Here is a 24,898-nt window from a genome sequence, read left to right on the forward strand (position 1 = left end):
CATGAGAAAGCTGCCTGCCGAAGTCGTGGCCTCACTGCTTGCCATCACCACCGTTCCCATCGCCGCGCATGCCTCGCACCTGCCGCCATGGGCCATCTTCATCAGCTGGGCCGCGACCTTTGCCATGGGCGGTCCCACGCCGGAGAACCTGAAGAAGATCTGGCCGACGCTGCCGGTGGGCTCGCTCTTTGCCTTTGTCATTGTGCTTTGCTTCCGCCAGGCGGCCGAGCAGTTCTCCGGGCCTGCGCTGATCGTGGCGGAGATGGTGATCCTGTTCACGCTCAACGCTTCGATGATGTACCTCGCACGCGTGTTCGTCACGCTGCGCTTCATCCCTGGCATGTTCTTTGGCTTTGCCTCGTATTTTGCAACGCTGTTCGGCGGCTTCGGCCCGGTGCCGGGCGATCCCGTTGCCGCGCTCGGCGCGGTGATCGCCATGAATGCGCTCGGACCGGCCTATGCCTGGATCAAGCATCACTACGCCGCGCCGGACTCCGTTGCCGAACGCCCATGGCAGGGCTGGAAGACGGAGGCCTGAGCCGACGCGTCCTGCCGGGTTTGCGTGCCAGGCGCAGCGTGACCCGGCGTCATCATCGAATCATTATCGCGGCTGCCGGCGCGCAGGGAAGGCCAGCGTCGGCCGGCCGCCGCGTATCCGGGGGAAGTGGGTATGGAATTTCTGGGTGAAGTGGATCCTTGCGGCACCGGCACGTCGCGCCGGGCATTCCTGGCCGGGTCGGCCGCGCTGGCGGGCAGCACGGTATTGCCTGCAGTCGGGCAGGAACTGGCACAGGAGCCGGCGCAATCCGGACGTGCGGGGCTGGCGCATTCGTCCGCGGGCATGGTCACGAGCCCGCATGGACTGGCCAGCCAGGCGGGGCTGGAGGTATTGAAGGCCGGGGGCAACGCCATCGAGGCGGCGATTGCCATCGGCGCGGTGCTGAGCGTGACCTATCCCCACTTTACCGGCCTGGGGGGCGACGCCTTCCTGGTGGTCAGCGACCGCGGCGGTAATGTGCGCACGTTCTCCGGCATCGGCCAGGCCGCGTCCGAGACCTCGGGCTATGCCGGCACCATTCCGCTGCGGGGCCCGGCAGCGGCGCTCACTGCCGCCGCTACCGTTGCGATCTGGGACCGAGCCTTTGCCTTCAGCCGGGACCAGTGGGGCGGCACGCAGTCGTGGTCGTCGTTGCTGGCGCGGGCCACCGAGTACGCCGCAAACGGATTCCCGGTCACGCCGTCGCAGTGCTTCTGGCAGGAGTTCCGCTCGGCGGACCTGTCAGGCTGGGATGGCTTCGAACAGGTCTTCATGCCAGACGGGCGCATGCCCAGGCCCGGAGAAATGTTCCGCCAGCCTGAGCTGGCCCGCACCCTGGACCGGGTGGCGACACAGGGCGGGCGCGAATTCTATGAGGGCGACCTCGCAGGTCGCCTTGCCGCCGGGCTGGCCAAGGCCGGCTCGCCGTTGCGCGAACATGACCTGGCGCGATGCCAGGCGCGCGAAGAAGTGCCGCTGCGTGTCGCCTACCGCGATGGCGAACTGCTCGGCCTGCGGCCGCCCACGCAAGGCGTGACCACGCTGGAGATCATGGGCATCCTCGACCGGTTCGATCTGTCCAGTATCCCGGAAGGCAGCGCGGACTATTACCACCTGCTGGTCGAGGCGGTGAAGCTGGCGTTCCTGGACCGCAACCGCTACGTCGCCGATCCCGATTTTGTCGACGTGCCGCTGGACCGGCTGCTGTCGAAGTCCAATCTCGATGCCCACGCGCGCCGCATCCGCATGGACCGCGCCATGGCGTGGCCGCATGTGTTCAGGCCCGGCGACACGGTCTACATCGGCGCCGCCGACCGCGCGGGCCGCTGCGTGAGCATGCTGCAGACCGTCTATTTCGACTGGGGCAGCGGCCTGGTCGTCGGCGACACGGGGGTGCTCTGGCACAACCGCGGCGCATCGTTCAGCCTCGATCCCGCCAGCCCCAACGTGCTGCGCGGCGGCAAGCGGCCATTCCATACCCTCAATCCCGGCATCTACCTGAAGCAGGGCCGGCCGCACCTGCTGTACGGCACGCAAGGCGCCGATGGCCAGCCGCAGACACTGGCCGCGGTGCTGACACGGATGATCGACTACGGCATGGATCCGCTGACGGCACTGCGCCGCCCGCGCTTCCTGCTGGGCAAGACCTTCTCGGACAGCCGCGACAGCCTCAAGCTGGAACAGGATGCCGGCCTGCCGGTGTTCAGCGAGCTTGCCGCGCGCGGCCATCAGCTGAGCCCGATTCCTGCGCAAAGCCAGCTGGCCGGCCATCCGGGCGCGATCCGGATCGATGCCGGCGGGCAGCTTAGCGGCGCGCACGACCCGCGCAGCGATGGCCGGGCGCTGGGGGTATAGCGCGCGGCGCTTTCCTGGTGACGCTGCGCTGTACCGGTGCGTCATCCAAGAAAAAGCCCTCGGCCAGGGAGGACGAGGGCCACAAGTGGTAGCGGGCGAGTCGCAGTACGCCCGCATGCCATGATGGTGCCGCTACGCGATCCGGGCATCCCCAATTCTGGGGATGTTGCTTTCCACTGCGCGCTGATAGCACCACCATCAATGGAGCAAAGGGGTGTGCAATTCCCTGAAATCGAACGCGTCCGATTTGTCATTGATGCCATGAATCGTCAGCACGGCATCGTGGGTCATCGCCAGCTGCAGGCCTGCGGCAATCGCGGCATCGCGGGACGGGTAGACCGGTCCCGGGTTATCGGGGTCGTATTCCAGGGCCCACTGCGCGTCTCGCGTGAGGATGATCTCGATGGACTTGATTGGCATCGCCAACTCCGTTTCTTGTGGACGATGTGCGGTCGCGCGGGCGTGGAGAAAGGGCCTGGCAACGGGGGAGCCGGTGCCAGGCCAGTCCGCCTGTGGAGCACTGTGATGCTGACGCCGTGCGTGGCCCGGCCTGCAGCAATTCCAGCGTAGGCCAGGGCTGGGGACATGACTGCAAACAACTGCAAAGGCGGCGTCCTGGGAAACAGATAGCGGGGGATCCGGCGGCCAAAGAAAAAACCCGCGAAGCCTTTGGCTATCGCGGGTTTCTAGACCTGCTGGTACTGCATCGGACTGAATACTGGTGGAGCCGGCGGGAATCGAACCCGCGTCCGTAAGCCCTCCACAGAGAGTTCTACATACTTAGTTCTGTCATTTGATTTAACCGGCGCATCGCGGACGAACACGCTCTACGACGGCGAGTCACTAAATTTTCGTCCCCGGCTTCGTGACCCTTCCGGAGCTTATCTGACGTAAATGACCTCGCGTGGTCTTGCGACCCTAGCCCGTCAGCGAGCCAGTGCGAGGACGGCCGCAATTAAGCGGCCAGTGCGTAACGTTCGTCGTTAGCAGTTATTGCATTCCCATTGATTAACGAGGTGACGGGTCCTCGGTATGCCCTCCACTGCTTTGTAACCCACGTCGAAACCAGGTCGGCCCCAGTGAGGAAGATGGATTGTACCCGGTTGGACGCAAGCTGTCGCGGGGAGTTCCTGGCACGGCCAGGATACCCCTGCGACACAGTCAGGCGACCGCGGCGGGCACCAGCAGCGGGATCAGCTCGGCCGGGTGGCGGATCAGGTGGTCGGCGCCCCAGGTCTCGGGCGGCTCGGCGTCGCCGCAATAGCCATAGGCGGCGGTGACGGTGATCATGCCGGCGGCCTTGCCGGCCTGGATGTCGCGCAGGTCATCGCCCACGTAGACGCACTGGCGCGGGTCGACGCCGGCGCTTGCCGCGGCATGCAGCAGCGGGGCGGGGTGCGGCTTTGCGTGGGGCGTGGTGTCGCCGCTGACCACGGCGCTGGCGCGCGGGGCCAGGCCGATCGCGGCGACCAGCGGAACGGTGAAGCGTGCGATCTTGTTGGTGACGATGCCCCACGGGATGCCCGCTGCCTCGAGCGCGGCCAACACTTGCGGCATGCCGTCGAACAGGCGCGTGTGGACCGCGATGTCGGCCTCGTAGTAGTCGAGGAAGACGTCGCGCAGGGCCGGGAACTCAGCATCCTCCGGGCGCAGGCCGAAGGCTGCACCCAATAGTCCGCGCGCGCCGTGCGAGGCGACGGGACGCAGTTTCTCATAGGCCACCGGCGGATGGCCGCGTTCGATGACCAGCCGGTTGGCGGCAGCCGCAAGGTCCGGCGCGGTGTCTGCCAGCGTGCCGTCCAGGTCGAAGAAGACCCCTGCGATGCCGGCCGTCATGCTGCCACCCGGCGGAACGCCATCATGTAGTTCACATCGGTGTCGCGGCCCAGCGCATACACCTGCGACAGCGGGTTATAGGTCATGCCGCGCATTTCCACCAGGTCCAGGCTGGCCCGGCGGGCAAAGCGCGCCAGTTCGGACGGCGTGATGAACTTGTCGTAGTCGTGCGTGCCGCGCGGCAGCATGTTGAGCACATATTCCGCGCCAACGATGGCCAGCAGGTAGGCCTTCAGGTTGCGGTTGATAGTCGAGAAGAACACATAGCCGCCGGGCTTGACCAGCCTGGCACAGGCTTGCACGATCGACGCCGGATCGGGCACGTGTTCCAGCATCTCCATGCAAGTCACCACATCCACGCTGGCCGGTTCACGCTCGGCCAGCGCTTCTGCGGCGATCTCCTCGTAGGTCACGGCAACGCCGGACTCCAGGCTGTGCAGGTCTGCCACCTTCAGTGCCTTGGTCGAGAGATCGATACCGCGCACCGTGGCGCCCAGGCGCGCCATGCTTTCGGAAAGGATGCCGCCGCCGCAACCCACGTCGACCACGCGCTTGCCGGCCAGGCCGGCGATGCCGTCGATCCAGCCCAAGCGCAGCGGGTTCAGCTCATGCAGCGGCTTGAACTCGCTTTCCGGGTCCCACCAGCGATGGGCCAGTTCGCTGAACTTGTCGATTTCCTTCGGATCGGCATTGCGGCGCGGCTGGTCCTGATTGGCGGCGTCGGCTGCGGAAAGGGTTTGCGATTGCAACGTCATCGTATGCGGGGCCGGCGGCACTAGCCGCACCGGCGGTGTGAAGGGAAGAGAAGAGGGGGACAGTCCGGGCAACTGTACCAAAAAAAAAGCCCAGCTTGCGCTGGGCTTTCTTCATCGGAAGGGATCCGATTAACGTGCGCTGCGGGTGCCGACCACTTCGACTTCCACGCGGCGGTTCGGCTGCTGGCAGGCGATCTGGGACTTGCGGTTGCCCTTGCACGACTTCGGATCGACCTTCAGCTGGCGCTTGCCCTTGCCTTCGGTGTAGACACGGTTGGCTTCGACGCCCTTGCTCACCAGGTAAGCCTTGACCGATTCAGCACGGCGGATCGACAGGCGATCGTTGTACTTGTCCGAACCGAACGAGTCGGTGTGGCCAACGGCGATGATGACTTCCAGGGTGATGCCTTGCAGCTTCGAGACCAGGTCGTCCAGCTTGGCCTTGCCTTCCGGCTTCAGGACAGCCTTGTCGAAGTCGAACAGGGTGTCAGCAGCGAAAGTGACCTTCTCGCTCGAGACGACCGGCGGGGCCACCGGAGCCGGTGCCGGTGCCGCTACGGCCGGGGCCAGGGCGCCGTCGCACAGCGCGTTGGCCGTGGCCGGGGTCCAGGAGCTGTCGCGCCAGCAGAGCTCGTTCGTGCCATTCTTCCACACGTACTCGCTCGTACCGTTGCCCCAGTTGTCGTTCACTGCCTTCTTTTCATAAGGGACGGACTGAGCTTGAGCGGATGCAGCCATTACTGCGGTAGCTGCAACGAGCGCGAGCTTGGCAAATTTTTTCATATTTCTCCTCTCAGGATGAGATCACCGCAGGGTTACTGCGAGCAAATGGACGAAAACAAGTCATACATTCTTCGGAGTATAACATTCTCGATGTGGTGGATGCTCCACTTCGAACAATGTCTGGCTCTTCGCTGGGGAATTGTGCCACAAGGGTCGTTTCCTAAGAAGTAAATATATTCGATTCGCCGCATGGGTTTTGGGCCTGTGGTGTTTGTGCAACACGGGTCTTGTGTCGCCCGCAAAGCCTTGTGGCATCAGGGATTCCGGGTTTCAGTCAGGGCCTCGGGAGGTGCGCGTAAGGGCTGTCCGGAGAGCGGGAGGCGGGGGGTGGCGGCATGTTAGAATGGCACGTTGCCCAGCCGTCAGGCGCCCACTGTGCCGCGCGCTAAAGGGCCTGTCATTCGCTTAAACCTGCCGCATAAACCACGCCGCAATGGATCCATTCGCAAAAGAAACCCTTCCGGTCTCCCTCGAAGAGGAAATGCGCCGCTCCTATCTTGATTACGCCATGAGCGTGATCGTGGGCCGGGCGCTTCCTGATGTGCGGGACGGCCTGAAACCGGTGCACCGGCGCGTGCTGTTTGCGATGCACGAGCTCAACAACGACTGGAACCGGGCCTACAAGAAGTCGGCCCGTATCGTCGGCGATGTGATCGGTAAGTATCACCCGCACGGCGATACCGCAGTCTACGACACCATCGTCCGCATGGCGCAGAATTTCTCGCTGCGCTACATGCTGGTCGACGGCCAGGGCAATTTCGGTTCGGTCGACGGCGATAACGCCGCGGCCATGCGTTATACCGAAATCCGCCTGGCGAAAATCGCCCACGAGATGCTGTTCGACATCGACAAGGAAACCGTCGATTTCGACAGCAACTACGACGGCTCTGAAAAAGAGCCTTCGATTCTGCCGGCGCGTATTCCCAATCTGCTAATCAACGGTTCGTCCGGTATTGCGGTGGGCATGGCCACCAATATCCCGCCGCATAACCTGAATGAAATCGTTGACGGCTGCCTGCACCTGTTGCGCAACCCGCAGGCCACGGTGGATGAACTGATTGAATTGATTCCCGCGCCGGATTTTCCGACCGCCGGGATTATCTATGGCATCCAGGGCGTTCGCGAAGGCTATCGCACCGGCCGCGGCCGCGTGGTAATGCGGGCCAAGACGCACTTCGAGGACATCGATCGCGGCCAGCGCCAGGCCATCATCGTCGACGAGCTGCCCTACCAGGTCAACAAGCGCACCCTGCTTGAGCGCATTGCCGAACTGGTCACTGAAAAGAAGGTCGAGGGCATCTCCGACATCCGCGACGAGTCGGACAAGTCTGGCATGCGCGTGGTGATCGAGCTCAAGCGCAACGAGGTGCCTGAGGTTGTCCTCAACAACCTATATAAGAACACCCAGCTGCAGGACACCTTCGGCATGAACATGGTGGCGCTGGTCGATCGTCAGCCGCGCCTGCTGAACCTGCGCCAGATGCTGGAGTACTTCCTGGCGCACCGGCGCGAAGTCGTCACCCGCCGCACGGTGTTCGAGCTGCGCAAGGCGCGCGAGCGCGGCCATGTGCTGGAAGGCCTGGCCGTGGCGCTGGCGAACATCGACGAATTCATCGCCATCATCAAGGCCGCACCGACTCCGCCGATCGCCAAGCAGGAACTGATGGCGAAGGCATGGGATTCGGCCCTGGTCCGCGACATGCTTGCACGCGCCGAAGGCGAGACGCCGGGCGGGCGCGCCTCCTATCGTCCGGACGGGCTGCCGCCCCTTTTCGGCATGCAGGCGGACGGCCTGTACCGGCTGTCCGATGGCCAGGCGCAGGAAATCCTGCAAATGCGCCTGCAACGCCTCACCGGGCTGGAACAGGACAAGATCGTCCAGGAATATCGCGACATCATGGCGGTAATTGCCGACCTGCTGGACATCCTGGCGCGGCCGGAGCGTATTACTACCATCATCGTCGACGAACTCACCGCGATCCGCGCCGAATTTGGCGATGAACGCCGTTCGCAGATCGAGCTGAACGCGACCGAGCTGGATACCGAAGACCTGATCACCCCGCAGGATATGGTGGTCACGCTGTCGCACAGCGGCTATATGAAGAGCCAGCCGATCTCCGAGTACCGTGCGCAAAAGCGTGGCGGACGCGGTAAGCAGGCGACAGCGACCAAGGAAGACGACTGGATTGACACGCTGTTCGTGGCCAATACCCACGATTACATCCTGTGCTTCTCCAACCGCGGCCGGCTCTACTGGCTGAAGGTGTACGAGGTGCCGCAGGGTTCGCGCAACTCGCGCGGGCGCCCGATCGTCAACATGTTCCCGCTGTCAGAAGGCGAGAAGATCAATGTGATCCTGCCGGTCAAGCAGTTTGACGCTGAGCACTTCATCTTCATGGCCACCGCTCGCGGCACGGTCAAGAAGACCGCGCTGACCGAGTTCTCCAATCCGCGCAAGGCCGGCATCATCGCGGTCGACCTGGACGATGGCGACTACCTGATCGGCGCGGCCGTGACCGATGGCCAGCATGATGTGATGCTGTTCTCCGACGCCGGCAAGGCGGTGCGCTTTGACGAGAACGACGTGCGTCCGATGGGCCGCCAGGCGCGCGGCGTGCGCGGCATGAACCTTGAAGACGGCCAGACCGTGATCGCCATGCTGGTGGCGCCGGCCGAGACCGCCGAAGAGGCTGAGGCGGGCGTGCGCGGCAGCGTGCTGACCGCGACCGAGAACGGCTATGGCAAGCGTACCCCCATTGCTGAGTACACTCGACACGGCCGCGGCACCAAGGGCATGATTGCGATCCAGACGAGCGAGCGCAATGGCCGTGTGGTGGCGGCAGCACTGGTTTCGCCCGAGGACGAGATCATGCTGATCACCACCGGTGGCGTGCTGATCCGTACCCGCGTGGCCGAAATCCGAGAAATGGGCCGCGCCACGCAGGGTGTCACGCTGATCAACGTTGACGAAGGCACCAAGTTGTCCGGACTGCAGCGCATCGTCGAAAGCGATGCCGACAACGGCGCCGGTGGCGAAGAGACTGAAGACGCCGACGGCGCAGAAGGTGCTGCCGGGGCCGACGCGGACGCCAATCCGTAAGACAAATCGTAAATTGTTGCAACAATAGGACGCCAGCCGGAACTCGCCTCGCGGCTGTCCGGACTAAAACGGACGTATTTACCAGGGAGTCACAATGCTCAAAACCTATCGACGTATCGCTGTTCTGGCTGCTTTCGTTCCGACCTTCATGATGGCGCAGCATGCACACGCGCAGGATGCGGAAAAGACAGCAGCCATCAAGGAACTGCTTTCCGTCATGCAGGCAGACCAGGCCGTCAAGGGCCAGGCCGAAAACTGGCAGCAAGGCGCCAAGCAGGAAGCTCCGCTGGTGCTGGAACAAGTGCTGGTCGAGAACAAGACCCTGAACGACAAGCAGAAGCAGGCCGCTGTCGAAAAGCTGAAGAAGAACGGCGCGGTCCAGCGCATGGTTGATGGCGCCGGTTCGGCGTTCAGCACCGATGGCTTCCGCAAGGACGCGATCCAGGCGCACTACGATGCCTTTGGTAAGTACTACTCGACGGCGGAACTCAAGGACCTGACCACCTTCCTGAAGTCGCCGACCGGCCAGAAGTTCATGGCCAACCAGGGCAAAGCGACCCAGGAGATCTGGGGCTCGATGATGCAGAAGTACGGCCCGCAGGTCGGCAAGTCGATGCGCGACGCCGCCGAGAAGGAAATCACCGCCGCTTCGAAGTGATGCTGGCGTGATCCGCGACTGACTCAGACCGCCGCCCACCTGCAGCCTTGCAGGCCGGTGCGGCACCGGGGCCGGGCCCCGGGTGCCCAACGGGGCGCGGGTTTTGAGGGATAATGGCTGCTTGGGTAACACCGGCAGCCATTTTTCCATTCTCCGTCTCATGAACGATCCCCAGAATCCCGCTCTTGCCGGCATGATGCAGCGTGCATTGGCCGAACGCGTCTACAACTTCTCGCCCGGCCCGGCTGTCCTGCCTGCCGAAGTGCTGCAACAGGCTGCGGAGGAGATGCTGTCCTGGCGCGGGACGGGGGTCTCGGTGATGGAGATGAGCCACCGCAGCCGCGAGTTCGAGGGCATTCAGGCCGAAGCGATCGCGGACCTGCGCGAACTGCTGCATATTCCCTCCAACTTCCATGTGCTGTTCCTGCAGGGCGGCGCCATCGGCGAGAACGGCATCGTGCCGCTGAACCTGATGCGCCTGCGCAGCGCCGACGCGCCCAAGGCTGACTTCGTCGTCACCGGCACCTGGTCGGTCAAGACCGAGCAGGAAGCCCGCCGCTATGGCGCGGTCAATATCGCGGCCACCAGCGAGGCGCAGAAATTCCACCGCATCCCCGACGTCGCGGACTGGAAGCTGTCGGACGATGCCGGCTACGTGCACCTGTGCACCAACGAGACCATCGTCGGTGTGGAGTTCCAGAACATTCCCGATATCGGCCAGGTCAAGGGCGACCGCATCGTGGTGGCGGACGCTTCCAGCCATATCCTGTCGCGCCCGATCGACTGGTCGCGCGTGCAGGTGGTCTACGGCGGCGCGCAGAAGAATATCGGCCCGGCCGGCGTCACCATCGTGATCGTGCGCGATGACCTGATCGGCCATGCCCACCCGCTGTGCCCGTCGGCATTCAACTGGCGCCTGGTGGCCGAGCACAACTCGATGTACAACACGCCGCCGACCTATGCGATCTATATCGCCGGCCTGGTCTTCAAATGGCTCAAGCGCCAGGGCGGCGTGCCCGCGATCGAGCAGCGCAATATCGCCAAGGCGTCGGCGCTGTACAACTACCTGGACCAGAGCGATTTCTATCGCAACGAGATCCATCCGAGCTGCCGCTCGCGCATGAACGTGCCGTTCTTCCTGGGCGACGAATCGCGCAATGAGGCCTTCCTGCAGCAGGCGCGGGCCAACGGCCTGGTGCAGCTCAAGGGACACAAGACTGTGGGCGGCATGCGCGCCAGCATCTATAACGCGATGTCGCTGGAAGGCGTGATGGCGCTGGTCGATTTCATGCGCGAGTTCGAGCGTACGTCCGCCTGACGCGCATTCCTGCTGGCTGCCCGCGCACGTCAGGCACAGTGCGCCGGCAGGCAGCGGTCAGTTTTTCTCCGGCCGCCGCGCCCCGGCGGCCCACCGGATTCATACAAAATGACAAGCCAAGACCGCACCCCCGCGCGCGAGGAGACGCCGCCGAACGAGCAGCAGAACGACAGCCACCTGAGCGAAGCCGAGCGCAAGCTGTCGGTCGAGCTGAGCCCGCTGCGCGAGCAGATCGACACCGTTGACCGCGAACTGCTGGCGATGCTGAACCGCCGCGCCAAACTGGCGCTCGAGGTCGGCGAGGTCAAGAAGAAGTACGGCGCGCCGGTGTTCCGCCCGGAGCGTGAGCTGCAGGTGATCCGCAAGGTGCAGGGCGCCAACCCCGGCCCGCTGCTGGGCGAAAGCGTGGCGGCGATCTGGCGCGAGGTGATGTCCGCCTGCCGCGGGCTGGAAAAGCCGCTGGAAGTGGCTTTCCTCGGCCCGGCCGGCACGTTCTCCGAGCAGGCGCTGTATGCGCACTTCGGCCATGAGGTGTCGGGCGTGCCTTGCCCGAGCATCGACGAGGTGTTCCGTGCCGTCGAGGCCGGCACGGTCGAGTACGGCGTGGTGCCGGTCGAGAATTCCACCGAGGGCGCGGTGTCGCGCACGCTCGACCTGTTCCTGCAGACTTCGCTGAAGATCAGCGGCGAGATTGCGCTCAAGGTGCATCACAACCTGATGGCATCCACGCCCGACATGCAGGGCGTAACAGTGGTGCGCGCGCATGCGCAGGCACTGGCGCAGTGCCAGCACTGGCTGACCGCCAACTACCCGCACCTGGAGCGTCAGGCGGTATCAAGCAATGCCGAGGCCGCGCGCATGGCCAGCGAAGACCCGACCGTGGCTGCGATTGCCGGCGAGTCCGCCGCCAACCGCTATCACCTGCATATCGTGCGCACGCATATCCAGGACGATCCGCACAACCGCACGCGCTTTGCCGTGATCGGCCGCTATGAGACCGAGCCGTCGGGCAGCGACCAGACCTCGATGATCCTGTCGGTGCCCAACAAGGCTGGCGCGGTGTACCAGTTGCTGGCGCCGCTGGCGGAGAACGGCGTGTCGATGTGCCGCTTCGAGTCGCGCCCGGCGCGCAGCGGCGCGTGGGAGTACTACTTCTACGTCGACGTGGAAGGGCACCAGCATGAGCCGGCAGTGGCGCGCGCCATCGAAGAGCTGCGCCGCAATGCGGCCTACCTGAAGGTGCTGGGCTCGTATCCGTCGAGCAAGTAAGGCAGCCAGGCAAGAACAAGGAGACGAGATGGCAGAGCAGGGTAAGCGAGGCGGCACGGTGTTTGGACCCGGCTATGTGCGGGCGATTTCGCCTTACGTGGCCGGGAAGCCGATTTCGGAAGTCGCGCGCGAGTTCGGCCTGGACGAGGCCGGCATCGTCAAGCTCGCCTCCAATGAGAATCCGCTCGGCATGCCCGAGTCGGCCCGACGCGCGGTGGCCGATGCGGTGGCTGAACTCGGCCGCTACCCGGATTCCAACGGCTTTGCGCTGAAGGGCGCGCTGTCGGCGCGCCTCGGCGTGCCCGCCGACTGGCTGACGCTGGGCAATGGCAGCAACGACATCCTGGAGCTGGCCGCGCATGCGCTGGTGGAGCCGGGCCAGTCGATCGTCTATGCCGAGTACTCGTTCGCGGTCTACGCGCTGGCCACGCAGGAGATCGGCGCACGCGCCATCGAAGTGCCCGCGCGCGACTACGGCCATGACCTCGAGGCGATGGCCGCGGCGATCGCGCCGGATACGCGCCTGGTCTTTATCGCCAACCCGAACAACCCGACCGGCACGTTCGTGCCGGCCGCGCAGATCGAAGCCTTCCTGCAGCGGGTGCCGGCCAGCGTGGTGGTGGTGCTGGACGAGGCGTACAACGAATACCTGGATGCGGACCAGCAATACGATTCGCTTGCCTGGGTGCGCCGCTACCCGAACCTCATGGTGTCGCGCACGTTCTCCAAGGCCTATGGCCTGGCGGGCCTGCGCATCGGCTACGCGGTGGCGCAGCCGGAGCTTTCGGACCTGCTGAACCGCATCCGCCAGCCGTTCAACGTCAACAGCGTGGCGCAGGCCGCGGCCATCGCCGCGCTGGGCGATGCCGACTTCCTGCGCCGCAGCGCCGAGCTGAACCGTGCCGGCAAGCGCCAGCTGACTGATGCCTTCAACCGGCTCGGGCTGGAATATGTGCCGTCGTCCGGCAACTTCGTGATGGTGCGCGTGGGCGATGACGACGGCGCCGGCGCGCGCGTCAACCTGGCGTTGCTGAAGCAGGGTGTGATCGTGCGGCCGGTGGGCAACTACAACCTGCCGCGCTGGCTGCGCGTGACCATTGGCCTGGCCGAGGAGAACGCAGCCTTCATCGCGGCGCTGGAGCGGGCGCTGGCGTGAGCGCGGCTACAATCGCGGCGTTTTGCAGCGTGTAGCGGCGGGCTGCTTGCCTGCCGCTTTGCCAATCATCGATTTACCTCGGCCTGGTCCGAGCCACTGCCCCTAGCGGCCTGAGATTGTGAGTGCATTGCATTTTTCCCGTGTTGTCATTGTCGGTGTCGGCCTGATCGGCGGCTCGCTCGCGTTGGCGCTCAAGCGCGCCGGCGTGGTGGGCACGGTGGTCGGGGTGGGGCGCTCGCCGGCGTCGCTGCAGAAGGCGCTGGATCTTGGGGTGATCGACGAGGCCGCGACGCTGGCGGATGCCGCGCGCGGCGCCAGCGTGATCGTGCTGTGCGCGCCGGTGGCGCAGAACTTTGCGCTGCTGCACGCGCTGGAGCCGCATCTGCAGCCAGGCACCATCGTCACCGATGCCGGCAGCACCAAGTCGGACGTGATCATGGCGGCCAAGACGGCGCTGGGCGACAAGGTCGCGCAGTTCGTGCCGGCACACCCGATCGCCGGACGCGAGCTCAACGGCGTGGAGGCGGCGCTGCCGGACCTGTACGTTGGCAAGAAGACCGTGCTGTGCCCGCTGCAGGAAAATTCGCGCGCAGATGTCGCCGCGGTGCGCGCCATGTGGGAAAGCGCCGGCGCAGAATGCCACGTGATGTCGGCGGTGCAGCACGACGCGGTGTTCGCCGCGGTCAGCCACCTGCCGCACGTGCTGTCGTACGCGCTGGTGGCGCAGGTCGCCAATGCGGAAGATGCGGCGCTGAAGCTGGGCTTCGCCGGCGGCGGCTTCCGCGATTTCACGCGCATCGCGGCCTCGTCGCCGGAGATGTGGCGCGATATCTGCGTGGCCAACCGCGACGCGCTGCTGCGTGAGCTGAATACCTACCAGTCGGTGCTGGCGCACCTGAAGGCGCAGATCGAGAAGGGCGACGGCGACGCGCTCGAACGCATCTTCGCGCGCGCCAGCAAGACCCGGCTGGCCTGGGGCGCAGAGCGTGCCGCGGGCAACCATACCGAACCCTGAACCAATCGCCTGACCGCGGCGCCCCGGCGCCCACGAGAACCATGGAACACCTGACGCTAGGCCCCCTGACCCGCGCCAACGGCACCGTCCGGCTGCCGGGCTCGAAGAGCATCTCCAACCGCGTGCTGCTGCTGGCCGCACTGGCCACGGGCGAAACCCGCGTGCGCGACCTGCTCGATTCCGATGACACCCGTGTGATGCTGCAAGCGTTGCGCACGCTCGGCGTGGCGTGGCGGCAGGAAGGCGACGACTACATCGTCACCGGCGCCGGGGGCAATTTCCCGAACAAGTCGGCCGAGCTCTTCATGGGCAATGCCGGCACCGCGATCCGCCCGCTGACTGCCGCGCTCGCGCTGCAGGGCGGAAGCTACAAGCTGTCGGGCGTGCCGCGCATGCACGAGCGGCCGATCGGCGACCTGGTCGACGGCCTGCGCCAAGTGGGCGCCGTGATCGACTACCTGGACAATGAAGGCTTTCCGCCGCTGCATATCCAGCCGGCCGGCATTCGCATCGATGCGCCGATCCGCGTGCGCGGCGATGTGTCGAGCCAGTTCCTGACCGCGCTGCTGATGAGCCTGCCGATGGCGCAATCCGACAGCGGCCGCATCGAGATCGAGGTGGTGGGCGAGCTGATCTCCAAGCCGTATATCGAGATCACGCTGAATCTGCTGGCGCGCTTCGGCATCCAGGTCGAGCGCCAGGGCTGGGAACGCTTCGTGCTGCCGGCAGGCGCGGCTTACCGCTCGCCGGGCGAGATCTTCGTCGAGGGCGATGCGTCGTCCGCTTCCTATTTCCTGGCGGCAGGCGCAATCGGCGGCGGCCCGGTCCGGGTGGAAGGCGTGGGCATGGCCAGCATCCAGGGCGATGTGCGCTTCGCCGAGGCGCTCAACCGCATGGGCGCCAATGTGATGGCCGGCGACAACTGGATCGAAGTGCGCGGCACGGAACGCGACGACGGGTGCCTGCACGGCATCGAACTGGACTGCAACCATATCCCCGATGCGGCGATGACGCTGGCGGTGGCGGCGCTGTTTGCCGAAGGCACGACCACGCTGACCAATATCGCCAGCTGGCGCGTCAAGGAGACGGACCGTATCGCGGCGATGGCGACGGAACTGCGCAAGCTCGGCGCAGTCGTGGAAGAAGGGGCGGACTACCTGCGTGTGACGCCGCCGCAGCCCTGGCAGACTCCGGCCGAAGGCATTGGCACCTATGATGACCATCGCATGGCGATGTGCTTCTCGCTGGCGGCCTTCGGGCCGCTGCCGGTGCGGATCAATGATCCGGGCTGTGTGGCGAAGACGTTCCCGGATTACTTCACCGTGTTTGCGGGCGTGACCGGCTAAGCGCTGGCCAGGTTGGCGTGGTCGCGGGCAGCCCCGGCCTGGCGGCGCTCGCGCTTCTCCCAGTAGCGGTCGAAGAAGTAGTGGGCCACGGTATTGACGGCCGGTTCGATGAAGGTGATGGCGCCGCTGATGGCGAGGCTGCCGGTCAGCGCATACGTCACGCTGAACGCGATGCCAAGGTGCATGATGCCGAACGTCAGGGTTTTTGCCATGGTAGATTGCCTCGCGACTGGACGGAAAGGGCACCGTGCCGCGGCTGCGGCGAAGTGTCATGAATCAAATGATAATGATTCTCAATTGAATTCACAATCAATCGTTTCTCTTGGTTTTATAAATAATGACTATCGTCAACGTCATCGCCATTGACGGGCCGACTGCCTCGGGCAAGGGCACTGTCGCGCACAAGGTTGCGGATGCCGTGGGCTTTCACCTGCTCGACAGCGGCGCCCTGTACCGGCTCGTGGCGCTGGCCAGCGACCGCGCCGGGATTGACCTGGCGGACGTGGACGCCCTTGCAAAGATCGCTTCCCGCCTCGATGTGAAGTTCGGCCCTGACCGCGTCTGGCTGCAAGGCGAGGAAGTCAGCCTGGCAATCCGCGCCGAGGCGATCGGCAACCGGGCCTCGGCCATTGCGGTGCACCAGCCGGTGCGCGACGCGCTGACCCAGCTGCAGCGCAGCTTCCGCAAGCTGCCGGGGCTGGTGGCCGACGGCCGCGACATGGGCACCGTGATCTTCCCGGATGCGCCGCTCAAGGTGTTCCTGACCGCAAGTGTTGAGGCGCGCGCTCGCAGGCGCTATAAACAATTGATTGATAAGGGAATTTCTGCTAATATTGAAGACCTTTTGCGTGACCTTGAAGCGCGCGATGTACGGGATCGCACCCGCACCGCCGCGCCGCTTCGTCCCGCCGAGGATGCAAAGCTGCTGGATACCTCCGATATGACGGTGGACCAGGCAGTGGCGCAGGTGCTGGAGTGGTTTGCCGCTGTGCGGCCCGGTGCATGAGATGCATGCGGGCGCATCAGTAGAAGCGGCGTACCCCGACGGCACCAGATGGCGCCAGCCCGGGCAAGACTTGTGGCTGGCTTGTGTCAAACCTGACCCCGCTGCCCTGGCAGACTGAGCGCGATAGTCGCGCCGGCCAGCGTATTGCGGATTTCACCTTACGTTTATGTCCGACCTGCAAACTAACGAATCCTTTGCCGCACTGTTCGAGGAATCCGTCGCCCGCTCCAATATGAAGGCTGGCGAAGTGATCTCCGCTGAAGTCGTGCGCATCGACCACAATTTCGTGGTCGTCAATGCCGGCCTCAAGTCCGAGGCATTCGTGCCGGTGGAGGAGTTCCTGAACGACCAGGGCGAACTCGAAGTGCAGGCCGGCGACTACGTCTCCGTGGCCATCGATGCGCTCGAGAACGGCTATGGCGACACCATCCTCTCCCGCGACAAGGCCAAGCGCCTGGCATCGTGGCTGAACCTCGAGAAGGCGCTGGAAGACGGCGAAATCATCTCGGGTACCGTGACCGGCAAGGTCAAGGGCGGCCTGACGGTGATGGTCAACGGCATCCGTGCGTTCCTGCCGGGTTCGCTGGTTGACGTGCGCCCGATCAAGGACACCACCCCGTACGAAGGCAAGACCCTGGAATTCAAGGTCATCAAGCTGGATCGCAAGCGCAACAACGTGGTGCTGTCGCGCCGCGCCGTGGTCGAAGCGACCCTGGGCGAAGAGCGCCAGAAGCTGATGGAAACCCTGAAGGAAGGCGCCATCGTCAACGGTATCGTCAAGAACATCACCGACTACGGCGCGTTCGTGGACCTGGGTGGCATTGACGGCCTGCTGCACATCACCGACCTGGCCTGGCGCCGTGTCCGCCACCCGAGCGAAGTGCTGTCGGTTGGCCAGGAAATCACCGCCAAGATCCTCAAGTTCGACCAGGAAAAGAACCGCGTCTCGCTGGGCGTGAAGCAGCTGGGCGAAGATCCGTGGGTCGGCATCTCGCGCCGCTACCCGCAAGGCACCCGCCTGTTCGGCAAGGTGACCAACCTGACCGACTACGGCGCGTTCGTCGAGATCGAAGCCGGCATCGAAGGCCTGGTGCACGTGTCGGAAATGGACTGGACCAACAAGAACGTTGCGCCGTCCAAGGTTGTCCAGCTGGGCGACGAAGTCGAAGTCATGGTGCTGGATATCGACGAAGACAAGCGTCGTATCAGCCTGGGCATGAAGCAGTGCAAGGCCAATCCGTGGGACGATTTCTCGCGTAACCACAAGAAGGGCGACAAGCTGGCCGGCCAGATCAAGTCGATCACCGACTTCGGCGTGTTCATCGGCCTGCCGGGCGGCATCGACGGCTTGGTGCACCTGTCCGACCTGTCGTGGCAAGAGACTGGCGAAGAAGCCGTGCGCAAGTACAAGAAGGGCGACGAAGTCGAAGCCGTGGTCCTGGGCATCGACGTCGACAAGGAACGCATCTCGCTGGGCATCAAGCAGCTGTCGGGCGATCCGTTCAACAACTTCATCTCGGCCAACGACAAGGGTTCGCTGGTTCAGGGCACCATCAAGGCCGTTGATGCCAAGGGCGCCGTGGTCCAGCTGGCTGACGATGTGGAAGGCTACCTGCGTGCATCGGAAATCTCCGCTGACCGCGTGGAAGACGCCCGCAACGTGCTGAAGGAAGGCGAGCAGATCACCGCCCTGGTGGTGAACGTCGACCGCAAGTCGCGCAATATCAACCTGTCGATCAAGGCCAAGGACAGCGCAGAGCAGCAAGAAGCGATGCAAAAGTTCCAGGCTGACACCGGCACGGCTGGCACGACCAACCTCGGCGCCCTGCTGAAGGCCAAGCTCGGCCAGGACAACCAGTAATCGCAGGCCCCCGCGCTTGCGCGTATGCCCATGACCAAGTCGGAGCTCGTCGAAAAACTGGCTGCCCGCTTCCCCCAGCTGTTGCTGCGGGACGCGGACATCTCGGTCAAAACGATACTCGACGCGATGTCCGAGGCGCTGGCCGACGGCCATCGCATCGAGATCCGCGGATTCGGCAGTTTTGGTCTGAACAAGCGTCCGCCTCGCGTGGGGCGCAATCCCAAGTCCGGCGAGCGTGTGCTGGTGCCCGAGAAACGGGTGCCGCACTTTAAGGCGGGCAAGGAATTGCGCGAACGGGTTGACCGTAGCCAGCCGGTGCCTGCGGGCGTCAATGGCAACGGCCATTCCGGCGGCGCGGTGCAAGCCGCGCCGGGCAAGGCTGGCCAGGGTGCCGCTCCCGTCACACCGGCGGGATTGCATGAGAGCGGGCTGAATTTTGTCCGCTCCTGATTGCCCGGGCTTTGCCTACTGCTGTGTTGTTGGTAAGAAAGCGCCCCGTTGGGGCGCTTTTTTTCGTTTGATGCTTCTGAGATGACGCCATGCCAGGTGCTGCATCGTGCGCAAGTCGATGCCAGGGGTCGATCGCCGCAGCGGGTTCGCACCCCGTTACCGCCACGTTACCGAATCCGGGAAGTGATTCCGTTACAATGCCGGGGTCCTTGCCGGGCCTTGCGCCAGTACGCCTCGCCTGTCGCTTGCCCCGTCCCAATGTCACGCTGACTCGCTGCCTACCTGCATGAAACTGTTCGCCTGGATCGTCCGTATCGTCGTATTCGTGCTGCTGTTCGTGCTGGCGCTGCGCAATACCGCCGAAGCCTCGCTGCAGCTGTTCTTCAATGCCGTCTGGCATGCGCCGCTGATCCTGATCCTGTTCGCCGCCTTCGTGCTGGGCGCGGTGGCGGCACTGGCATCGGTCGCGCCCGGGCTGATGCGCCAGCGCATGGAGGTGGCGAAACTGCGCCGCGTGGCCGCGGAGGCGCAGGCACCGGCGTCCGCCGCCGCAGCAGCGTCGTCGGCGGCCGCATCCGCGCCGCGTGACGGCAAGCCTGTTCCCTATAACGTAGTCGGCCCGAAAGTCTGATCCATGATGTTTGAAACCTGGTGGCTGCTGGCGCTGCCACTTGTCTTTGGCCTTGGCTGGATGGCGGCGCGCTTCGACGTGCGCCAGCTCATCAGCGAACAGGGCGCCTTGCCGCGCTCGTACTTCAAGGGCCTCAATTTCCTGCTCAACGAGCAACCCGACCAGGCCATCGATGCCTTTATCGAGGTGGCCCGGCTGGACCCGGAAACCACCGAGCTGCACTTTGCGCTGGGCGCGCTGTTCCGCCGCCGCGGCGAAACCGAGCGCGCCATCCGCGTGCATCAGAACCTGGCGACCCGCCCCGACCTGCCCGAGCCCGAGCGCGAGCATGCCTTGTTTGAACTGGGCGAGGACTTCCTGCGCGCCGGCCTGCTGGACCGTGCCGAGGAATCGCTGCGCCGGCTGATGTCGGGCCCGTACGCGGCGTCGGCCAAGCGCGTGCTGCTTGAGCTCTATGAAGTGGAAAAGGAGTGGCAGAAGGCGATCGAGGCCGCGCGCGAGCTGCAGACGCTGGAGCAGACGAGCTACAGCCTGCAGATTGCCCAGTTCTGCTGCGAGCTGGCGCAGGACGCGCTGCAGCGCAAGCGTCCCGAAGATGCGGTGAAGTGGCTGAACCAGGCCGTTGCCGAGAATCCTGCCAACGTGCGCGCCCCGATCCTGCTGGGCGACGTGGCCGCGGCCGCGGGCGACGCCCGCGCGGCGCTTGGCCACTGGCTTGGCATCGAACGGCAGGATGCATCTTTCCTGCCGCTGGTGGCGGACCGCGTGGTCAAGGCCTACGCCAGCCTGCAGGAGGAGGGCGCCGCGCTGGAATGGCTGCGCGGCCTGCTCAAGGGTAAGCTGGCGCCTGAGGTGCTCGATACCGCCTACCAGGCAGAACTGGACGTGAACGGCCCGGAAGCCGCCGCGCGCCTGATGCGCGAGCAGCTGCGCCGCCAGCCCACGCTGCTGGCGCTGACCAAGTATTTCGAGGCGCAGGCGGCGGTGGTCGCGGCCGGCGCCCCGTCCGCGCAGCCGGCGGGTGCCGATGCCCCGGCAGAGGGCGCCGACGGCAACAACGAGCAAGCGCAGGAAACCACGGCCATCCGTGACCTGCTGCAGCTGCGCACGCGCAACCTCGCGCGCTACACCTGCCGCGAGTGCGGCTTCCGCGCCCGGCTTTTCTATTGGCAATGCCCGGGATGCAACCGTTGGGAAACCTATGCCCCGCGGCGCTCCGAGACGCTCGGCTGATCCCGGGCGGTCCTGTGCAACAGAATTGAATTAACGCTATGAAAGTCACCATCATCGGCAGCGGCTATGTCGGCCTTGTCACCGGCGCCTGCCTGGCGGAACTTGGCAATGACGTGTTCTGCCTGGACCTGGACGAGCAGAAGATCGCGCTGCTTAACGCAGGCGGCGTGCCAATCTACGAGCCGGGCCTGCTGGAGCTGATCCAGCGCAACCGTGCCGCCGGGCGGCTGACCTTTTCCACCGACGTGGCGGCCAGTGTCGAGCACGCCGACGTGCAGTTCATCGCCGTGGGCACGCCCCCGGACGAAGACGGCTCTGCCGACCTGAAGTACGTGTTGGCGGCGGCGCGCAATATCGGCCGCCATATGACCGGATTCAAGGTCGTGGTCGACAAGTCCACCGTACCGGTCGGCACCGGCGACCGCGTGGCCGCCGCGATCCGCGAGGAGCTGGTCGCGCGCAGCCTGGAAGACCTGCAGTTCTCAGTGGTGTCGAACCCCGAGTTCCTGAAGGAGGGCGCCGCGGTCGAGGACTTCATGCGCCCGGACCGCATCGTGCTGGGCTGCAACGCCGACGTCGCCGGCCGCCACGCGCAGGCCACCATGCGCCAGCTTTACGCGCCGTTCAACCGGCACCACGAGCGCACCTTCTACATGGACGTGCGCTCGGCCGAGTTCACCAAGTACGCGGCCAATTCGATGCTGGCCACGCGCATCTCGTTCATGAACGAGCTGGCCAACCTGGCCGACGAGGTTGGCGCCGATATCGAACTGGTGCGCATGGGCATCGGTTCGGACCCGCGCATCGGCTACAGCTTCCTGTATGCCGGTGCTGGCTATGGCGGTTCATGCTTTCCCAAGGACGTGCAGGCGCTGATGCGCACTGCCGCCGACCATGGCAAGCCAATGCGCGTGCTGGAGGCGGTGGAATCGGTCAACGGCGCGCAGAAGCGCGTGCTGGGCGACAAGGTCGTGCGCCGCTTCGGCGATGACCTGACCGGCCGCACCTTTGCCGTGTGGGGCCTGGCCTTCAAGCCCAACACCGACGACATGCGCGAGGCGCCGTCGCGGGTGCTGGCGCGCGAACTGGTGTCGCGCGGCGCGTCGCTGCGCATGCACGACCCGGTGTCGATGGCCGAAGCCCGGCGCGTGCTGGATGCCGACCTGGCCGACCTGCCGGGCGGCGCCGCGCGCGTGAGTTTCCATGAGAACCAGATGGATGCGCTGGACGGCGCCGACGCGCTGGTGATCGTGACCGAATGGAAGGTGTTCCGCAGCCCCGACTTCGGCCAGATCAAGCGGCGCCTGAAGACCCCGGTGATCTTCGACGGGCGCAACCTGTATGAGCCCGAGGCCATGGTCGAGAACGGCGTGGAGTACCACGCCATCGGCCGCCCGACCCGGCCGGCCGTGAACGAATGAGGCGCCGGCGGGTCAACGGACTCATCAACCGATAAGCTAGCGCGACGGCTGCGGCCGTCGCGATATTGCCAAGGATCTTCATGAACAAGACCGTCATTCCGCAGGAGCAGATCCGGCAGTCCCATATCCTGGTGGTCGGCGACATGATGCTGGACCGCTACTGGTTCGGCGATGTGGAACGGATCTCGCCGGAAGCGCCGGTGCCGGTGGTGCAGGTCAAGCGCAGCGACGAGCGCCTGGGCGGCGCCGCCAACGTGGCCCGCAATGCCGCGGCATTGGGCGCACGCGTGGGCATGCTGGGCGTGGTCGGCGACGACGAGCCGGCCCGAACGCTCGAAACGTTGCTGGGCGAGAGCCACGTGCAGCCCTATCTGCACCGCGATCCCAAGCTCAACACCACCATCAAGCTGCGCGTGGTGGCGCACCAGCAGCAGTTGCTGCGCGTGGATTTCGAGAGCGCGCCGGCGCATGAAGTGCTGGCCGCGGTACAGGACCGCTTCCTGGCCCTGATCAACGACTACCAGGTGCTGGTGCTTTCCGATTACGGCAAAGGCGGCCTGACCCACGTCACGCGCATGATCGACGCCAGCCGCGCAGCCGGGCGCAAGGTGCTGATCGACCCCAAGGGAGACGACTACTCGCGCTACCGCGGCGCCACCCTGATCACCCCCAACCGGGCCGAGATGCGTGCCGTGGTCGGCGCCTGGAAGACCGAGGCCGACCTGACCATCCGCGCGCAGAACCTGCGCCGCGGGCTGCAGTTGGAGGCACTGCTGCTGACGCGCTCGGAAGAGGGCATGACGCTCTACACCGAGGCCGAAGTGCTGCACGTCTCCGCCCAGGCGCGCGAGGTCTATGATGTATCGGGTGCTGGCGATACCGTGATTGCCACGCTCGCCACCATGCTGGGTGCCGGCGTGCCGCTCAAGGAAGCCGTGCAGCTTGCCAATCGTGCCGGCGCCATCGTGGTGGGCAAGCTTGGTACCGCCGTCGTCTCCTATTCTGAATTGTTCGGCGCCGCCCCGTGAGGCGTGGCGCCCCCATCCTGATCCGACCATGACCATCATCGTCACCGGCGCCGCTGGCTTTATCGGCAGCAACCTCGTCAAGGGTCTGAACGACCGCGGCGAGACCAACGTCATCGCCGTCGATAACCTGACCCGTGCCGACAAGTTCCACAACCTGGTCGACTGCGAGATCTCCGACTACCTTGACAAGCAGGACTTCCTCGCGCGCTTAGCCCGCGGCGAGTTCGGCAAGGTGCGGGCGGTATTCCATGAAGGCGCGTGCTCCGACACCATGGAGACCGACGGCCGCTACATGATGGAGAACAACTACCGTTACACGCTGTCGCTGATGGAGAGCTGCCTGGAACAAGGCACGCAGTTCCTGTACGCGTCGTCGGCGGCCACCTACGGCGCCTCGCAGGTGTTCCGCGAAGACCGCGAGTTCGAGCGCCCGCTGAACGTGTACGGCTACTCCAAGTTCCTGTTCGACCAGATCGTGCGGCGCCGGCTGCCGTCGGCGCTGTCGCAGATCGTGGGCTTCCGCTACTTCAACGTGTACGGCCCGCGTGAAACGCACAAGGGCCGCATGGCCTCGGTTGCCTACCACAACTTCAACCAGTTCCGCGCCGACGGCACGGTGAAGCTGTTCGGCGAGTACGGCGGCTATGCCCCCGGCATGCAGAGCCGCGACTTCGTCTCGGTCGAGGACGTGGTCAAGGTCAACCTGCACTTCTTTGACCATCCGGACAAGTCCGGCATCTTCAACCTCGGCACCGGCCGCGCGCAGCCGTTCAACGACATCGCCGCCACCGTGGTCAACACCCTGCGCGAGGCCGAAGGCAAGCCGCGCCTGTCGCTGGAAGAACTGGTGCAGGAAGGCCTGCTCGAGTACGTCAAGTTCCCCGATGCGCTGCGCGGCAAGTACCAGTGCTTTACGCAGTCGGATGTGTCGAAGCTGCGCAGCGCCGGCTACAGCGAGCCCTTCCTGTCCGTCGAGGAAGGCGTGGCGCGCTACTGCCGCTGGCTGATCGAACGCGCCGGCTGATACCGGCGCGCAACCGGCTGACACGCTTTCGTGCGGCCGGTGTCAACTTTTGTTGCTGCATGGGCCGCCGCTGCGGCCCGCCCCTATCCTGACCTGACCTCGCCGCCCCGGCGGGGGGTGGTACCTCAGACCATCCACAGGAAAGGAGAGCCTTCATTTTCAAGCATTGGGTCCGGCAACTTGCCCGGCGTTTTTCCCTGGTTTCCCTCGCTGCAACCATCTGCCTGTTCGCGGGCGGTGCCGCGCATGCCGCCATCGATGTCAATACGGCGGACGAGGCGGCCCTGACCTCGGTCAAGGGCGTGGGACCAGCCACCGCCCGCAACATCATCGACGAACGCAACAAGCGTGGGCCCTACAAGGACGCCGCGGACCTGGCCGAGCGCGTCAGTGGCATCGGGCCGAAGTCCGTGGCGAAGCTGCAGGACGCTGGCCTTGCCATCGGCACGAAGGGAACCGCAGCAGCGGCGCCGCCTGCGGCCGCCACCCCGGCCAAGACAGCCAAGGCAGCGCCCGCTGGCGCCGCCAAGCCAGCGCGCTGACAGGGTCACGGTCCGGCGTCCGGCCGCGCAGCGGCCGGACGCTCTCCGTGCTGGTATGGGTTGTGCTAGACCCT

23 protein-coding genes and 1 other RNA gene are annotated in these 24,898 nt (G+C 65.2%); 18 read left to right on the top strand and 6 right to left on the bottom strand.

From position 1 onward, the window contains the following. Window position 1: 1 nt before the first annotated feature. Window positions 2-538, top strand: a complete 537-nt coding sequence (locus CNE_RS03870) for a DUF1097 domain-containing protein (RefSeq protein WP_013955837.1) — start codon at window positions 2-4, stop codon at window positions 536-538. 132 nt (window positions 539-670) lie between these two features. Further along, window positions 671-2,392, top strand: coding sequence for a gamma-glutamyltransferase family protein (locus CNE_RS03875; protein ID WP_013955838.1), 1,722 nt, complete (start codon window positions 671-673; stop codon window positions 2,390-2,392). 198 nt (window positions 2,393-2,590) lie between these two features. Here CNE_RS03875 and CNE_RS03880 read toward each other — a convergent pair whose 3' ends face one another. The 5 genes from CNE_RS03880 to ompA form a co-directional block, all read right to left on the bottom strand. Then, window positions 2,591-2,812 carry a hypothetical protein gene (locus tag CNE_RS03880; protein WP_013955839.1) on the bottom strand — a complete coding sequence of 74 codons (222 nt, stop codon included), beginning with the start codon at window positions 2,810-2,812 and terminating at the stop codon, window positions 2,591-2,593. 299 nt (window positions 2,813-3,111) lie between these two features. Beyond that, window positions 3,112-3,470: a transfer-messenger RNA gene (ssrA, locus tag CNE_RS38910) on the bottom strand. A gap of 83 nt (window positions 3,471-3,553) precedes the next feature. Then, the gene (gene gph, locus CNE_RS03885; RefSeq protein WP_013955840.1) at window positions 3,554-4,228 is read right to left on the bottom strand and encodes a phosphoglycolate phosphatase; all 675 of its coding nucleotides are present in this window, start codon (window positions 4,226-4,228) and stop codon (window positions 3,554-3,556) included. Continuing rightward, window positions 4,225-4,983 (bottom strand): bifunctional 2-polyprenyl-6-hydroxyphenol methylase/3-demethylubiquinol 3-O-methyltransferase UbiG, encoded by a 759-nt coding sequence (ubiG, locus tag CNE_RS03890; RefSeq protein ID WP_013955841.1) that lies wholly within the window; start codon window positions 4,981-4,983, stop codon window positions 4,225-4,227. Before ubiG ends, gph begins: the two co-directional genes overlap by 4 nt. 129 nt (window positions 4,984-5,112) lie before the next feature. Next, window positions 5,113-5,766: an outer membrane protein OmpA gene (gene ompA / locus CNE_RS03895; protein ID WP_012352078.1), complete on the bottom strand. Its 654-nt coding sequence runs from the start codon at window positions 5,764-5,766 to the stop codon at window positions 5,113-5,115. 433 nt (window positions 5,767-6,199) lie between these two features. On the opposite strand from ompA, the gene gyrA reads away from it, so the two are divergent. The 7 genes from gyrA (at window position 6,200) to aroA (ending at window position 15,628) form a co-directional block, all read left to right on the top strand. Continuing rightward, a complete protein-coding gene (gene gyrA, locus CNE_RS03900; protein WP_013955842.1) occupies window positions 6,200-8,866 on the top strand; it encodes a DNA gyrase subunit A in 2,667 nt (888 codons plus the stop codon). A gap of 94 nt (window positions 8,867-8,960) precedes the next feature. Then, window positions 8,961-9,524 carry a DUF2059 domain-containing protein gene (locus CNE_RS03905; RefSeq protein ID WP_010812962.1) on the top strand — a complete coding sequence of 188 codons (564 nt, stop codon included), beginning with the start codon at window positions 8,961-8,963 and terminating at the stop codon, window positions 9,522-9,524. Window positions 9,525-9,684: 160 nt separating this feature from the next. Further along, a complete protein-coding gene (gene serC, locus CNE_RS03910; RefSeq protein ID WP_013955843.1) occupies window positions 9,685-10,842 on the top strand; it encodes a 3-phosphoserine/phosphohydroxythreonine transaminase in 1,158 nt (385 codons plus the stop codon). A 108-nt stretch (window positions 10,843-10,950) separates the two neighbouring features. Continuing rightward, entirely contained in the window at window positions 10,951-12,111 is a 1,161-nt protein-coding gene (pheA, locus tag CNE_RS03915) for a prephenate dehydratase (protein WP_010812960.1), read from the top strand. Window positions 12,112-12,139: 28 nt separating this feature from the next. Continuing rightward, window positions 12,140-13,267, top strand: coding sequence for a histidinol-phosphate transaminase (hisC, locus tag CNE_RS03920; protein WP_013955844.1), 1,128 nt, complete (start codon window positions 12,140-12,142; stop codon window positions 13,265-13,267). A gap of 118 nt (window positions 13,268-13,385) precedes the next feature. Continuing rightward, window positions 13,386-14,282 carry a prephenate dehydrogenase gene (locus CNE_RS03925; protein WP_013955845.1) on the top strand — a complete coding sequence of 299 codons (897 nt, stop codon included), beginning with the start codon at window positions 13,386-13,388 and terminating at the stop codon, window positions 14,280-14,282. Between the two features lie 41 nt (window positions 14,283-14,323). Continuing rightward, window positions 14,324-15,628 (top strand): 3-phosphoshikimate 1-carboxyvinyltransferase, encoded by a 1,305-nt coding sequence (gene aroA / locus CNE_RS03930; RefSeq protein ID WP_013955846.1) that lies wholly within the window; start codon window positions 14,324-14,326, stop codon window positions 15,626-15,628. Here the strand turns inward: aroA and CNE_RS03935 are convergent. Further along, complete coding sequence (locus CNE_RS03935) at window positions 15,625-15,840, bottom strand: DUF2061 domain-containing protein (RefSeq protein ID WP_013955847.1); 216 nt, start codon at window positions 15,838-15,840, stop codon at window positions 15,625-15,627. The two genes, aroA and CNE_RS03935, sit on opposite strands and share 4 nt — an antisense overlap. A gap of 125 nt (window positions 15,841-15,965) precedes the next feature. Between CNE_RS03935 and cmk the strand changes: the two genes are divergently transcribed. From cmk to CNE_RS03980, 9 genes are all read left to right on the top strand, one after another. Next, window positions 15,966-16,634: a (d)CMP kinase gene (gene cmk / locus CNE_RS03940; RefSeq protein WP_013955848.1), complete on the top strand. Its 669-nt coding sequence runs from the start codon at window positions 15,966-15,968 to the stop codon at window positions 16,632-16,634. Between the two features lie 166 nt (window positions 16,635-16,800). Beyond that, window positions 16,801-18,495 (top strand): 30S ribosomal protein S1, encoded by a 1,695-nt coding sequence (gene rpsA / locus CNE_RS03945; protein ID WP_010812954.1) that lies wholly within the window; start codon window positions 16,801-16,803, stop codon window positions 18,493-18,495. 30 nt (window positions 18,496-18,525) lie between these two features. Then, window positions 18,526-18,945, top strand: a complete 420-nt coding sequence (locus CNE_RS03950; protein ID WP_041228311.1) for an integration host factor subunit beta — start codon at window positions 18,526-18,528, stop codon at window positions 18,943-18,945. Between the two features lie 286 nt (window positions 18,946-19,231). After that, window positions 19,232-19,576 (top strand): LapA family protein, encoded by a 345-nt coding sequence (locus CNE_RS03955; protein WP_013955851.1) that lies wholly within the window; start codon window positions 19,232-19,234, stop codon window positions 19,574-19,576. Window positions 19,577-19,579: 3 nt separating this feature from the next. Continuing rightward, window positions 19,580-20,809: a lipopolysaccharide assembly protein LapB gene (gene lapB / locus CNE_RS03960; RefSeq protein WP_013955852.1), complete on the top strand. Its 1,230-nt coding sequence runs from the start codon at window positions 19,580-19,582 to the stop codon at window positions 20,807-20,809. 38 nt (window positions 20,810-20,847) lie between these two features. Then, window positions 20,848-22,230, top strand: a complete 1,383-nt coding sequence (locus CNE_RS03965; protein WP_013955853.1) for a UDP-glucose dehydrogenase family protein — start codon at window positions 20,848-20,850, stop codon at window positions 22,228-22,230. 80 nt (window positions 22,231-22,310) lie between these two features. Then, window positions 22,311-23,258: a D-glycero-beta-D-manno-heptose-7-phosphate kinase gene (rfaE1, locus tag CNE_RS03970; RefSeq protein WP_013955854.1), complete on the top strand. Its 948-nt coding sequence runs from the start codon at window positions 22,311-22,313 to the stop codon at window positions 23,256-23,258. Window positions 23,259-23,286: 28 nt separating this feature from the next. Beyond that, window positions 23,287-24,282, top strand: a complete 996-nt coding sequence (rfaD, locus tag CNE_RS03975; RefSeq protein ID WP_013955855.1) for an ADP-glyceromanno-heptose 6-epimerase — start codon at window positions 23,287-23,289, stop codon at window positions 24,280-24,282. Between the two features lie 155 nt (window positions 24,283-24,437). Then, entirely contained in the window at window positions 24,438-24,824 is a 387-nt protein-coding gene (locus CNE_RS03980) for a ComEA family DNA-binding protein (protein WP_080569532.1), read from the top strand. The last annotated feature ends 74 nt before the right edge of the window (window positions 24,825-24,898 follow it).

Origin of the sequence: Cupriavidus necator N-1, from assembly GCF_000219215.1 — a bacterium.
In the GTDB taxonomy this organism is placed as follows: domain Bacteria; phylum Pseudomonadota; class Gammaproteobacteria; order Burkholderiales; family Burkholderiaceae; genus Cupriavidus; species Cupriavidus necator.

What these genes read in the sequence shown, in the direction of transcription:
- CNE_RS03870 (WP_013955837.1), top strand. Translation starts at nt 2, where the DNA reads ATGAGAAAGCTGCCTGCCGAAGTCGTGGCCTCACTGCTTGCCATCACC.
- CNE_RS03875 (WP_013955838.1), top strand. Translation starts at nt 671, where the DNA reads ATGGAATTTCTGGGTGAAGTGGATCCTTGCGGCACCGGCACGTCGCGC.
- CNE_RS03880 (WP_013955839.1), bottom strand. Translation starts at nt 2,812, where the DNA reads ATGCCAATCAAGTCCATCGAGATCATCCTCACGCGAGACGCGCAGTGG.
- gph (WP_013955840.1), bottom strand. Translation starts at nt 4,228, where the DNA reads ATGACGGCCGGCATCGCAGGGGTCTTCTTCGACCTGGACGGCACGCTG.
- ubiG (WP_013955841.1), bottom strand. Translation starts at nt 4,983, where the DNA reads ATGACGTTGCAATCGCAAACCCTTTCCGCAGCCGACGCCGCCAATCAG.
- ompA (WP_012352078.1), bottom strand. Translation starts at nt 5,766, where the DNA reads ATGAAAAAATTTGCCAAGCTCGCGCTCGTTGCAGCTACCGCAGTAATG.
- gyrA (WP_013955842.1), top strand. Translation starts at nt 6,200, where the DNA reads ATGGATCCATTCGCAAAAGAAACCCTTCCGGTCTCCCTCGAAGAGGAA.
- CNE_RS03905 (WP_010812962.1), top strand. Translation starts at nt 8,961, where the DNA reads ATGCTCAAAACCTATCGACGTATCGCTGTTCTGGCTGCTTTCGTTCCG.
- serC (WP_013955843.1), top strand. Translation starts at nt 9,685, where the DNA reads ATGAACGATCCCCAGAATCCCGCTCTTGCCGGCATGATGCAGCGTGCA.
- pheA (WP_010812960.1), top strand. Translation starts at nt 10,951, where the DNA reads ATGACAAGCCAAGACCGCACCCCCGCGCGCGAGGAGACGCCGCCGAAC.
- hisC (WP_013955844.1), top strand. Translation starts at nt 12,140, where the DNA reads ATGGCAGAGCAGGGTAAGCGAGGCGGCACGGTGTTTGGACCCGGCTAT.
- aroA (WP_013955846.1), top strand. Translation starts at nt 14,324, where the DNA reads ATGGAACACCTGACGCTAGGCCCCCTGACCCGCGCCAACGGCACCGTC.
- CNE_RS03935 (WP_013955847.1), bottom strand. Translation starts at nt 15,840, where the DNA reads ATGGCAAAAACCCTGACGTTCGGCATCATGCACCTTGGCATCGCGTTC.
- cmk (WP_013955848.1), top strand. Translation starts at nt 15,966, where the DNA reads ATGACTATCGTCAACGTCATCGCCATTGACGGGCCGACTGCCTCGGGC.
- rpsA (WP_010812954.1), top strand. Translation starts at nt 16,801, where the DNA reads ATGTCCGACCTGCAAACTAACGAATCCTTTGCCGCACTGTTCGAGGAA.
- CNE_RS03950 (WP_041228311.1), top strand. Translation starts at nt 18,526, where the DNA reads ATGACCAAGTCGGAGCTCGTCGAAAAACTGGCTGCCCGCTTCCCCCAG.
- CNE_RS03955 (WP_013955851.1), top strand. Translation starts at nt 19,232, where the DNA reads ATGAAACTGTTCGCCTGGATCGTCCGTATCGTCGTATTCGTGCTGCTG.
- lapB (WP_013955852.1), top strand. Translation starts at nt 19,580, where the DNA reads ATGATGTTTGAAACCTGGTGGCTGCTGGCGCTGCCACTTGTCTTTGGC.
- CNE_RS03965 (WP_013955853.1), top strand. Translation starts at nt 20,848, where the DNA reads ATGAAAGTCACCATCATCGGCAGCGGCTATGTCGGCCTTGTCACCGGC.
- rfaE1 (WP_013955854.1), top strand. Translation starts at nt 22,311, where the DNA reads ATGAACAAGACCGTCATTCCGCAGGAGCAGATCCGGCAGTCCCATATC.
- rfaD (WP_013955855.1), top strand. Translation starts at nt 23,287, where the DNA reads ATGACCATCATCGTCACCGGCGCCGCTGGCTTTATCGGCAGCAACCTC.